Origin of the sequence: Parabacteroides sp. HGS0025, assembly GCF_000969845.1 — a bacterium.
In the GTDB taxonomy this organism is placed as follows: domain Bacteria; phylum Bacteroidota; class Bacteroidia; order Bacteroidales; family Tannerellaceae; genus Parabacteroides; species Parabacteroides gordonii.
In genome coordinates, this window is record NZ_KQ033902.1 from 2,612,951 (window position 1) to 2,625,320 (window position 12,370).

Here is a 12,370-nt window from a genome sequence, read left to right on the forward strand (position 1 = left end):
TCAGGCAGGATGTGGTGTAAGGTGTTGAATATGAGTGTGTAAGACGTGACAGCCTTCAGGCATTTTGTTTAACTCCTGATTTTTAACCGATTATGAAATTCGCACAAAACTAGAATAAATTGGTCCGGCGCATTTATTTTCCGTTTTAAACCAAACAAGTTCCAAAAATGTTTTTAACTTAGAAGCGATAATCTTTAAATCGAAAGATCATGGGAGCAAAGAAGAATTTTGTATTGGATACCAACGTTATTTTGCATGACTACAAGTGTATCGAAAATTTTCAGGAGAATGATATCTATCTTCCTATCGTCGTGTTGGAAGAGTTGGATAAATTTAAAAAGGGGAGCGACCAGATTAATTATAATGCCCGTGAATTTGTGCGCGAGCTGGATCTGATGACCAGTAACGATCTCTTTTTGAAAGGTGCCTCGTTGGGACCGGGTTTGGGAACATTACATGTCGTAACAGGTGACAAATACCAGGAAAAGATAGCTTTGTCTTTCCCGGATAGGACGCCTGACCACCGTATCTTATCCTGCACGCTTTCCGTTGCGGAAAAGACGCCTAAGATGCAGACTATCCTGGTTACGAAGGATGTCAACCTGCGTATGAAAGCCCGTGCATTGGGTATTCAGGTGGAAGACTACATCACGGATAAGGTAATCAATGTCGATATCTTTGAACGTGCTCAGGATACCTATGAAAATATAGATCCTGATCTGATCGATAAGATCTATTCAACCCCTGACGGACTGGATGCGGATTTGTTTGAATTCAAATCTAAACTCGAACCGAACGAATGCTTTATATTGAAGAGTATACGGGCTTCTGTTTTAGCTCGTTATAATCCGTTTACAGGAAAGATAAAGAAGGTGGAAAAGAGTTCTAATTATGGTATTCAACCCCGTAATGCGGAACAAAGTTTTGCTTTTGAAATTTTGAATGATCCGGACGTGAAACTGGTTGGACTGACGGGTAAAGCCGGGACAGGTAAGACCTTGCTGGCACTGGCTGCCGCACTTAAACAAGCCGGACTTTATAAGCAAATCCTGCTGGCACGTCCGATTGTGGCGTTGGCAAATAAGGATATCGGATTCCTGCCGGGAGACGAAAAACAGAAAGTCGCTCCTTATATGCAGCCTCTGTTCGATAATCTGAATGTGATAAAGAACCAGTTCGCTCCCGGAAGCCAGGATGTCCGTAAAATAGATGATTTACAAAAGAATAATCAGTTGGTCATCGAGGCGTTGGCCTTTATTCGCGGACGTAGTTTGTCGGAAACTTTCTGTATCATTGATGAAGCCCAGAATCTGACTCCGCATGAGATCAAGACGATCATCACCCGTGCCGGAGAAGGAACAAAGATGGTATTTACAGGTGATATACAGCAGATCGACTCGCCGTATCTGGATGCCCAGAGTAATGGTCTGGCCTATATGGTCGACAAGATGAAAGGGCAGGAGTTGTTTGCCCATATCAACCTGATCAAGGGTGAACGTAGCCAGTTGTCTGAGTTGGCTTCGGATCTGTTATAAGAGTATTATAAAATAAAGAATATCCGTGTATGTGAGAATGCTCAGTACACGGATATTTATTTTCTATGAGGATTTCTTTTATTTGCTCATCGACTTATAGGCGCCAATCAGTTTTTTGATAGTGACCACATCCGATACCTCCTGCTGCTCACTTTCCGGTTTGTAATAGTTTTCCAGAAAACCGTCGGCGCCTGACCATACAGTCTCGATAATACCCTGGAAACGGTTGCTCATTTGAGATCCGGATTGCTGGCGGAAACGTTTCATATCATCCAATTGTTTGAGGGCAACTTCCGGTTTTCGCCAGGGACAAGTGGCGACGTCAAATCCTTTCATTGCAAAATAGACAGCCGTTTGTTCCGGACGTTCGTAATGCCAGTCGCAAATGAAAACTTCTTTCGGGATAAGGTCGATGGCACGATACGTATTGTTCATACTAGCTTCCCAGGCTCCGATACCGGTTGTTTTGCCATCTATCAGGCGATCGCCCCATATCATTAACCGTTTTCCCTGTTGAGCTAAGTGATTTTGTATTTTGGTTACCTCTCCGGCATATAATTCTGCTTTATCGCGTCCGCTGCAACGAGGACATTTATCATCTCCGATATAGAATACTTCATCCATACCGGCATGAAACAGATCGGTTTCAAATGCGTCCGTCAGTTCGTCGACCAAAGCGAATACAACTTTATGCACATCGGGGTGAAGAGGGCAGTAACTTTTGCAGTATAAACCGTCCGGGTTAGGCCATCCGGTATAGTTTTTCGTATCTACATGCGGTGTTTCATCAAATTCCGGATATTCGCGGAGCAGGGCATAAGTTGTTTCTGCCCATGACTGATGACCGAGCAGGTTTATCTGCGGTGCTATCCGTATGTTATGTTTCCGGCAGGTGGCAACGATTCGTTTTACATCCTGAAGGGTAAGCGGATTAGGATCACGCAGTTCCGGATGAGACTCGTAAGCATAATTCCAGTCAACCCGGAGAATGAGCAGGTTGAAATGTCCGGGAGCGAGTTCTTCTTCGATAAACTTCAGGAAAACATCCATTTTTTGCACAGACGGGGCTGCTATTGCCAATCCTCTGACAGGAAGGATACTGTCCAGCCTGTTTACATTTGTTTGTGCAAAAATGCCGTTAGTTGTTATACAAATCAAAAGGCATGCGATCGTGATGAAGTGTTTCATGGAATTCAAGTATTAAATTGTAATGTAAATATGATTTGTAACTAATTATAATTTAGCATATTCCAAAGATAACTATTTTGAATTTAACACACAATTATTCCCCTTGAAAAAAGATAGGACTTTTGATTTTAAAAGTCCCTTATTTTAAAGTTAAAGGTCCTGTCTTAACATTTGTAAAGTCCTATGCTTTTTTTCAGGAAGTTATTTTTTCATTTTCCAATGCTTTTGAAGTGTAAAAACATAACAGATAAGGATGAAAATTTATCTTTTTTTACCTACTTTTGTCTGTTAATCATTAACGCATGCGCATCGGTCGCATTCTATTCACTAGTATACAAAAAGATAATTCCATGAAACCTACCAGGAACCGTATATTCTGCCCACAATGTAAACGCCCCAAAATGTTGTTTGAGAGCCAGAAGAAGGCTGACAACTTTATTGAGTTTAACAAATCTGAAATTGAAGAAAACAATCGTTATGCCCCATGCCGGAGTTATTATTGCCCGTTTTGTGCAGGATGGCATGTGACGCATCACCAGAACTTTGACGAATCGAGAATAGAAGATATCGATACAGTTATTGAAAATTATAAGAACTGTAGTGCTGTGAAACTAATTTTGCCCACTACAGAACAGAATGTGGAAGATATACTTGACGAAGTAAAAAAAGTGATGAAAGAAGGTGATTATGAGGCGTGTGGCAGGTTGCTTCGTTGTGTGAAAAATCTGATTGAAACATTCAAGAATAAAGGAAAACCTACCAATAGGCAGATCAATATTATAGAACGGTATGTAAGATACGACATGAAGGTGAATGTTCATTTGGGAATATTTGATGTTGAAGACGATGATTTAGTTATCAGTAGGGCTAACAGACTGATCGATGAACTTCATAGAACATTGAAAACGAATGAGACGAAGGATATTGAAAATACTTTGGCTTTATGTCAGAAGGTATATGATGATCATATTGGTGAACCTGAACGGATTAAACATCTGGGAGATGAGCTGCGTATCGTTCATACTATATTGGCTTGCCGGAAAGGTGTGGAAGCCGTAATGGAGTTAAAGGAAATAGATACCCGGGTGCTGATCAGATTTTTACAAGATAAATTTAAGGAATTGGAACTCAACTATACTTATCAGGAATATTCGTACTGTGCGATGACGGTGCAGGCATTGTTTAAATTATATCAATTGATAGCGGACAGTAAAAAATATCCTGATAAAATAGAGAGTATCCGTATGGAACTGTACCAATGGGTTGAAAAATTACATCAGACTTTAAAGCAATAAGATGATTATTCGTAAAGCATATGAAAGTTTACTCACTAAGTAAGTTCCGATCTACTTATCGAGTAAGCCTCTGTCTACTTAGTAAGTAACCCTAGGGTCTACTTATCGAGTAGGTTGGAGGCTACTTATTAAGTAGGTTCTTCTTTAGTTTGTCACTTCCATCCGCATAATATAATCATTCATATAATAACCGTTCCCAATGTGAAAATCGCGTGTCGCATGTTCATGGAATCCCATGTGTTTATAGAAACCGACAGCCGGGTTCTCGCGGTTCACATTCAGTTCGACGGTAAACGGTCCCGGGTGGATCGTCTTCAGGTAAGCAACTCCCTGTTCGATGATAAAACGTCCGATGCCAGAACCATGTAAAGAAGGAAGCGAATAGATTTTTTGGAACTCATACAAATCTTTCTCAACTGTTTCGATAGACAGGTATCCGGAAGGTTCTCCGTCCTTGTAAATGATAAAGAACTCATGATGAAGTTTATCCATTTGATTAAGAATACTTTCCGGGGCATACATCATCTCAAACATATAGTCGAGTTGCTCACGGGAGAGGATAGAACCATAGGTCGGCTCCCATATTTTGGAAGCCAAGTTTCTGATTAACAGACAATCATCTGTAGTAGCTTTTCTAATTGAGAACATATAATGCGATTTTTAGACCAACAAAATTAAAAATTAATTTATAGTGTTTCATTTTTTAGATTGATTTTACATTTATTTCAATGATTATTCACGAAAAAGAATAACTTTGTGGGCGTTTAATATCTGGGAAAATACAATTTAATAAATTATATAGAAATGGATACAAAGATTCAGGAACTGACCGACAAGATCTACAAAGAAGGTGTAGAGAAAGGGAACGAAGAAGCCGGACGGATCATTGCCGATGCAAATGCTCAGAAACAAGCGATTGTTAGCGAAGCGGAAGCAGAAGCAAAACGTATTGTTGCAGCGGCACAGAAACAAGCTGCCGAGCTGAAAAAGAATACAGAAGCCGAATTGAAGCTGTTCGCAACCCAGGCCGTAGAAGCGCTGAAGAGCGAAGTTGTGAACCTCATAACCGGAAAGATTACTTCCTCGAATGTAAAAGCGATCGTTTCTGACACCGCTTTCATGCAGAAAGTTATTCTGGAAATGGCTAAAGAATGGGCTAAGAAAGAAGCGATCACGATCCAGACTGCCGATGCGGACGCATTAACCAAATATTTCGAGGCAAATGCCAAATCATTGCTGGACGGCGGCGTGAAGATCGAGAAAGTAAGCGGAAAGAATGCCGGCTTTACTATTGTTCCTGCCGACGGTTCCTATAAAGTAAGCTTCGGGGAAGACGAATTTGTTGCATTCTTCAAAGAATTCCTGCGTCCCGGACTGGTAGAAATGTTGTTCTGATATGAGTAAATACTACTGTCTGATAGCCGGACTCCCAAATATATCATTGGATGATAGCAAGCTGACCTATTCCGTTTCTGAATTCAGGAAGGAACTGGACGGCATTCTTACGTCCCGTGATAAGAAGCTGGTAGACTTGTTTTTCCTCAAATTTGACAATAAGAACCTGCTGGCTTTCTCCAAATATCCGGACTATGACCCGGACGAGAAGGGATGTATTACATACGACGAGTACAAAAGTCTGTTTGATGCTCTGAAAGATGGTGAGAAACCGCCTAAGAATAAACAGATACCCCCTTACTTCATCGAGTTCTTTAAACTATACCTGGATAGTCAGCAAAAAGAGGAAAAGCAAACGATCTCCTGGGAAGACCGTCTGGCAGCCCTTTATTACGACTATGCGATGAAATGCAGCAACGGTTTTATCCGCAGCTGGTTTGAACTGAACCTCAATATCAATAACATGCTGACCGCTATTACCTGCCGTAAGTATGGATTTGATAAATCAGAATATATAGTGGGAAACAACGAGGTAGCCGAAGCTATCCGTACTTCCAATGCCCGTGATTTTGGCTTGGGAGATACGGTGGACTATCTGCCCGACCTGCAACGCATTGCCGAAGAGCCGGATCTGATGGCTCGTGAAAAGAAAGTGGATTTGCTGAAATGGAAATGGCTGGACGATAATACGTTCTTCAAGACTTTCGATATAGAAAGTGTGTTCGCCTACTTGCTGAAGCTGGAAATGATCGAACGCTGGGTTACACTGGATAAGGTGACGGGCGAAAAGACCTTCCGCGAAATAGTAGGAGCAATGAAGCACGGTAGTGAGAATGCGTTGGAAGAATTTAAAAGAAACAATAATAAATAATTATGGCTACGAAAGGAATTGTAAAAGGAATCGTATCCAACCTGGTAACCGTAGAGGTGGATGGGCCGGTTTCTCAAAATGAAATCTGTTACATTTCCGTAGGAGGCGTGAAGCTGATGGCGGAGGTTATTAAAGTAATAGGTAAGGATGCCTTTGTTCAGGTATTTGAAAGTACACGTGGGATGCGTGTAGGTGACGAAGCCGAGTTTGAAGGGCACATGCTTGAAGTAACATTGGGGCCGGGTATGCTGTCGCGTAACTACGACGGTTTGCAGAATGACCTGGATAAAATGGACGGCGTGTTCCTGAAACGTGGTGAATATACATTTGCACTGGATAACGATAAACTGTGGGACTACAAACCGCTGGCAAAAGTGGGTGATCAGGTGGCCGCAGGTGACTGGTTGGGCGAAGTGGATGAAAACTTCCAGCCGCACAAGATCATGGTGCCTTTCACGTTTAAAGGAACTTATACCGTAAAGAGCCTGGCGGAAGCCGGACAATATACCATCAATCAGACGATCGCCGTTCTGACTGACGAAGAAGGTAAGGATATTGATGTGAATATGATACAGCGTTGGCCTGTGAAAAGGGCTGTTACCTGTTACAAAGAAAAACCGCGTCCTTACAAACTGTTGGAAACAGGTGTTCGTACGATCGATACGGTAAACCCGATCGTAGAAGGCGGTACGGGATTTATCCCCGGTCCGTTCGGTACGGGTAAGACCGTGCTTCAGCACGCTATCTCCAAACAGGCCGAAGCCGATATCGTTATTATCGCTGCCTGCGGTGAACGTGCGAATGAGGTTGTGGAAATCTTCACCGAGTTCCCCGAACTGATCGACCCGCATACAGGACGTAAGCTGATGGAACGTACCATCATTATCGCTAATACTTCAAACATGCCTGTGGCTGCCCGTGAAGCATCTGTATATACCGCCATGACACTGGCTGAATATTATCGTAGCATGGGATTGAAAGTGTTGCTGATGGCCGACTCCACTTCCCGTTGGGCACAGGCGTTGCGTGAGATGTCCAACCGTCTGGAAGAACTTCCCGGACCGGATGCGTTCCCGATGGACTTGTCTGCTATCGTGGCAAACTTCTATGCCCGTGCAGGTTTCGTTGAATTGAACAATGGAAAGACAGGTTCGGTAACCTTTATCGGTACGGTATCCCCGGCCGGTGGTAACCTGAAGGAACCGGTAACAGAAAATACGAAGAAGGTAGCCCGCTGTTTCTACGCATTGGAGCAGGAACGTGCCGACCGTAAACGTTATCCGGCTGTGAACCCGATCGACAGTTATTCGAAATATCTGGAATATCCCGAATTCCAGGAATATATCGCCAAACATATCTCTCCGGAATGGATCGACAAGGTAAACGAGATCAAGACCCGTATGTTGCGTGGTAAGGAAATCGCCGAACAGATCAACATCCTGGGTGATGACGGTGTACCGGTGGAATACCATGTTACTTTCTGGAAGTCAGAATTGATCGACTTCGTGATCCTGCAACAGGACGCTTTCGACGCGATCGATGCCGTGACACCGCTGGCTCGTCAGGAGTTTATGCTGGATAAGGTGGTGAAGATCTGTCATGCGGAATTCCGTTTCGACACCTTCCTTGAAGTAATGGAATATTTCAAACAGATGATCAACGTCTTCAAGCAGATGAACTATTCCGAATACGAAAGCGACCAGTTTAAGAAGTTCAACGATCAACTTGACGCCCTGCTCGCAGAGCGCATGGAAAAATAACAGAACGTATGGCAACAAAAGCATTTCAAAAAATATATACGAAGATTACCCAGATCACGAAAGCTACCTGTTCGCTGAAAGCAACGGGAGTTGGGTATGACGAGCTGGCTTCCGTAGACGGCAAGCTGGCACAGGTGGTGAAGATCATCGGCGACGAAGTTACGTTGCAGGTGTTCTCCGGTACGGAAGGTATCCGTACGAATGCCGAAGTAGTATTCATGGGCAAGGCGCCTACGCTGAAAGTAGGTGACCAGTTGGCCGGACGTTTCTTCAATGCGTATGGTGATCCGATCGACGGTGGCCCTATCCCTGAAGGAACGGAAGTGGAGATCGGCGGTCCGTCGGTAAACCCGGTACGTCGTAAACAGCCGTCTGAACTGATCGCTACGGGTATCGCTGGTATTGACCTGAACAACACGTTGGTAACCGGTCAGAAGATCCCGTTCTTCGCCGACCCTGACCAGCCTTTCAATCAGGTAATGGCAATGGTAGCCCTGCGTGCCCAATCGGATAAGATCATCCTCGGTGGTATGGGTATGACCAACGATGACTACCTGTTCTTTAAAAATACATTTAGCAACGCCGGTGCACTCGACCGTATCGTGAGCTTTATCAATACAACCGAAGACCCGTCCGTGGAACGTATCCTTATTCCGGATATGGCACTTTGTGCGGCTGAATACTTCGCTGTACAGAAGAACGAAAAGGTATTGGTACTGTTGACCGACATGACCAACTATGCGGATGCTCTGGCAATCGTATCGAACCGTATGGATCAGATTCCTTCGAAGGACTCTATGCCGGGTTCGTTGTATTCCGATTTGGCAAAGATCTACGAAAAAGCAGTACAGTTCCCTGCCGGTGGTTCTATCACCATTATTGCGGTAACAACCCTGTCGGGTGGCGATATTACGCACGCTGTGCCTGATAATACCGGTTATATCACCGAAGGTCAGTTATACCTGCGCCGCGATAGTGATGTCGGTAAGGTTATCGTTGACCCGTTCCGAAGCTTGTCACGTTTGAAACAGCTGGTAACAGGAAAGAAGACACGCGAAGATCACCCGCAGGTGATGAACGCCGCCGTCCGTCTGTATGCCGATGCTGCCAACGCAAAGACAAAGATGGAGAACGGTTTCGACCTGACAGACTACGACAACCGTACGCTTTCATTTGCAAAGGATTATTCAGAAAAGCTGCTGGCTATCGACGTAAACCTCGACACGACCGAAATGCTCGACGTGGCATGGGGCTTGTTCGGCGAATACTTCAAGCCGGCTGAAGTGAATATCAAGCAAGAGTTGGTAGACAAATACTGGAAGAAATAATTATGGCAATAAAGTTTCAATATAATAAAACCTCTCTTCAGCAACTGGAAAAGCAACTGAAGATGCGCGAGCGTTCCCTGCCTACGATCAAGAGCAAGGAAAGTGCGTTGCGTATCGAAGTGAAGCGTACCAAGGATGAAGTGACGAAATTGGAACTTCAGCTGGAACAGGAGATACAAAGCTACGAGAACATGGTGGCTTTATGGAACGAGTTTTCTCCCGAACTGATCGCAGTGAAGGATGTAACGCTTTCCACAAAGAAGATTGCCGGTGTAATCGTTCCCGTCCTCGATGATATTGTCTTCGAGATCGGACATTACAGTCTCTTTAATTCCCCTGCCTGGTTTACCGATGGTGTCGAGCTGCTGAAGAAGTTGGCACGTACCGGGATAGAAGCCGAGTTTTCGGGAATGAAGCTGGAGTTGTTGGAGCATGCCAGGAAAAAGACTACTCAGAAAGTGAACCTTTTTGAGAAGGTACAGATCCCCGGCTATAAAGATGCGATCCGGAAAGTGAAACGGTTTATGGAGGACGAAGAGAGCCTCTCCAAGTCGTCACAGAAGATCATGCGGGCTAACCAGGAAAAGCGTAAAGCGAAAGAAGAACATAAAGAGGAGGCTGGCGTATGATAGTAAAGATGAGCAAATATGCCTTTATGGTATATCATAGGGAATATGATACGTTTCTGGCACAACTGCGCGAACTGGGTGTTGTGCACGTGAAGGAAAACAAGTCTATTCTCGATAATGCGGAACTTCAGGATATTCTGGCTATACGGAAGCGTGTCAATCTGTTAATGCGTTTCTTTAAGAACCTAAATAGTCAGTCGAAAGATGTTCTGTTGGCACCTGCCCGTGAACTGGACAAGAAAGCCGGAATGAAGCTGGTACAGAAAATAGAAGGATTGCAGGATAAGAAAGTGCAGCTCCAGTCTGTTAAGGCATCTCTTGAAAAGGATATTGCCTATATGGAGATCTGGGGTGATTTCAGTTGGGCTAACTTCAATCGTTTGAAGAAGGCTGGATATGATATCACGTTCTGGACTTGTCCGACCGCTAAGTATGAACCGAAATGGGGAGACGAGTATAATGCTGTGTTGATCAATAACTTCCAGTCGGTAACTTATTTTGTTACAATAACAAAGGAAGGTACACATATCGATATAGATGCGGAGCGTCCGAAGATGCCGGACAGAGGTTTGCAGAAACTGAATGCGCGTCTCGATCTGTTGCTGCAGGAAATGAAAGCGTTGGATGCTGAAATGAAAAAACTGGCGGCAACTGATTATAATACCCTCGACCTGTTCGATAAGAACCTGCAAAATGAGTTCAACCTGTCGAATGTATTGGTGCAGACAGACCGTCAGGCAGGGGAAAAGCTGATGTTGCTGGAAGGCTGGGTTCCGACCGAGAAAGCCCGGGCAATGGAAGAAGCGCTGGAAAAGGATAATTATTTCTACCAGGCGCAGGAGATAGAAGAAGGCGACAAGGTGCCTATCCTGTTGAAGAACGGAAAGTTTGCCAAGCTATACGAACCGATCACCCGGATGTTCTCTTTGCCTAACTACGGCGAGTTCGACCCGACACCATTCTTTGCCCCGTTCTTTATGCTGTTCTTCGGACTTTGTTTCGGTGACGGCGGATACGGGTTACTGGTAATGATAGCCTGTACGATCCTGAAACGGAAAGTCAATCCGGACTTCAAGCCGTTCCTGAGTCTGTTCCAGTATCTCGGATTGGCGGCGCTGATCGTCGGTACGTGTACAGGTTCGTTCTTCGGTATCGCTTTGGTCGACATACCTGCTTTTGCTTCGGTAAAAGACTACTTTGTATCGAGCGACAACCTGATGACGTTCTCTATCATAATCGGATTGGTGCAGATCCTCTTCGGAAAGACGATCGCTGCGCTGAAGATCATGTCGCAGAAAGGAAAGAAATATGGTATTGCACCGTTGGCATGGGTATTTATTATCCTGGCGTTGTGTCTTGTATTCGGCTTGCCGATGCTGGATGTACAACTGCCCGAAATGGTGAAAAATGTATTCCTTGTAATCGCCGGGCTTGGATTGCTGGTTGCTTTCCTTTACAATACGCCGGGCAAGAATATCTTCCTGAACTTCGGTACAGGTCTGTGGAATACTTACAATATGGCTTCCGGACTGTTGGGTGATACTTTGTCTTATATCCGTCTGTTCGCGATCGGTTTGACCGGTGCAATCCTGGGTGGCGTGTTCAACTCGCTGGCTGTGGATATGACAGAAGGAATGAACATCGTATTGCGTGTGATTTGTATGTTGCTGATCCTTTTGGTCGGCCATGCGATCAACATCGGTCTGTGTACCATCAGTTCGCTGGTTCACCCGCTTCGTCTGATCTTCGTAGAGTATTATAAGAATGCAGAGTTTGAAGGCGGCGGTAAGGCGTACGAACCTTTTAAGAAAGCATAAACAAAACGTGATTTAAAATAATAACAAAAGAATAATTAAACAAACAAATTTCATTATGGAACCAATTTTATTAGCTTATCTAGGTATTGCGTTGATGACAGGTTTAACCTTTATCGGCAGTAGTTATGGTGTAACAATCTGCGGTAACGCAGTAGTAGGAGCAATGAAGAAGAACCCGGATGCACTGGGTACTTACATCGCATTAAGTGCGTTGCCTTCTTCACAGGGTTTGTACGGATTCGTAGGTTATTTCATGATGCAGAAATTCCTGGTTGCAGACATCACGATGTTGAATGCAACAGCCGTATTCGGTGCCGGTCTGGTATTAGGATTTGCAGGTTTGCTTTCTTCTATCCGCCAGGCAGAAGTCTGTGCGAATGGTATCGCTGGCGTTGGTGCCGGTCATAACGTTTTCGGTGCAACAATGGTAATGGCCGTATTCCCCGAATTGTATGCAATCCTCGCTTTGCTGGTTGTCATCCTGATCGGTGGTACTCTTCCGGTATAATAGTAAGTAGTTAACAATATCTTAATCCCCTGCTTTATCAGCCG

Annotated in this window: 11 protein-coding genes; 9 read left to right on the top strand and 2 right to left on the bottom strand. The window is 44.3% G+C overall.

Going from position 1 to position 12,370, the window contains the following annotated elements:
- Window positions 1-209 precede the first annotated feature (209 nt).
- Window positions 210-1,535, top strand: coding sequence for a PhoH family protein (locus HMPREF1212_RS10215; protein ID WP_007656311.1), 1,326 nt, complete (start codon window positions 210-212; stop codon window positions 1,533-1,535).
- Window positions 1,536-1,613: 78 nt separating this feature from the next.
- On the opposite strand, the gene HMPREF1212_RS10220 is transcribed toward HMPREF1212_RS10215, so the two are convergent.
- Window positions 1,614-2,723 (bottom strand): family 20 glycosylhydrolase, encoded by a 1,110-nt coding sequence (locus HMPREF1212_RS10220; protein ID WP_046149286.1) that lies wholly within the window; start codon window positions 2,721-2,723, stop codon window positions 1,614-1,616.
- A gap of 350 nt (window positions 2,724-3,073) precedes the next feature.
- Here HMPREF1212_RS10220 and HMPREF1212_RS10225 point away from each other — a divergent pair, with 350 nt between their 5' ends.
- On the top strand, window positions 3,074-4,018 hold the full coding sequence (locus tag HMPREF1212_RS10225; RefSeq protein ID WP_232430073.1) for a hypothetical protein: 945 nt from the start codon (window positions 3,074-3,076) through the stop codon (window positions 4,016-4,018).
- A gap of 144 nt (window positions 4,019-4,162) precedes the next feature.
- Here HMPREF1212_RS10225 and HMPREF1212_RS10230 read toward each other — a convergent pair whose 3' ends face one another.
- On the bottom strand, window positions 4,163-4,666 hold the full coding sequence (locus HMPREF1212_RS10230) for a GNAT family N-acetyltransferase (RefSeq protein ID WP_046149287.1): 504 nt from the start codon (window positions 4,664-4,666) through the stop codon (window positions 4,163-4,165).
- 156 nt (window positions 4,667-4,822) lie between these two features.
- Between HMPREF1212_RS10230 and HMPREF1212_RS10235 the strand changes: the two genes are divergently transcribed.
- The 7 genes from HMPREF1212_RS10235 to HMPREF1212_RS10265 are packed head-to-tail and all read left to right on the top strand — an operon-like array spanning window position 4,823 to window position 12,326.
- Window positions 4,823-5,413, top strand: coding sequence for a hypothetical protein (locus HMPREF1212_RS10235; protein WP_007656315.1), 591 nt, complete (start codon window positions 4,823-4,825; stop codon window positions 5,411-5,413).
- 1 nt (window position 5,414) lies between these two features.
- Window positions 5,415-6,284 (top strand): DUF2764 domain-containing protein, encoded by an 870-nt coding sequence (locus HMPREF1212_RS10240; protein ID WP_046149288.1) that lies wholly within the window; start codon window positions 5,415-5,417, stop codon window positions 6,282-6,284.
- A gap of 2 nt (window positions 6,285-6,286) precedes the next feature.
- On the top strand, window positions 6,287-8,044 hold the full coding sequence (locus HMPREF1212_RS10245; protein WP_046149289.1) for a V-type ATP synthase subunit A: 1,758 nt from the start codon (window positions 6,287-6,289) through the stop codon (window positions 8,042-8,044).
- An 8-nt stretch (window positions 8,045-8,052) separates the two neighbouring features.
- Window positions 8,053-9,372 carry a V-type ATP synthase subunit B gene (locus HMPREF1212_RS10250; RefSeq protein WP_007656318.1) on the top strand — a complete coding sequence of 440 codons (1,320 nt, stop codon included), beginning with the start codon at window positions 8,053-8,055 and terminating at the stop codon, window positions 9,370-9,372.
- 2 nt (window positions 9,373-9,374) lie between these two features.
- The gene (locus HMPREF1212_RS10255; RefSeq protein WP_046149290.1) at window positions 9,375-10,001 is read left to right on the top strand and encodes a V-type ATP synthase subunit D; all 627 of its coding nucleotides are present in this window, start codon (window positions 9,375-9,377) and stop codon (window positions 9,999-10,001) included.
- Window positions 9,998-11,818 (top strand): V-type ATP synthase subunit I, encoded by a 1,821-nt coding sequence (locus tag HMPREF1212_RS10260; RefSeq protein ID WP_046149291.1) that lies wholly within the window; start codon window positions 9,998-10,000, stop codon window positions 11,816-11,818. The genes HMPREF1212_RS10255 and HMPREF1212_RS10260 overlap by 4 nt, the downstream gene beginning before the upstream one ends.
- A 55-nt stretch (window positions 11,819-11,873) precedes the next feature.
- Complete coding sequence (locus HMPREF1212_RS10265) at window positions 11,874-12,326, top strand: ATPase (protein WP_028729164.1); 453 nt, start codon at window positions 11,874-11,876, stop codon at window positions 12,324-12,326.
- Window positions 12,327-12,370 lie beyond the last annotated feature (44 nt).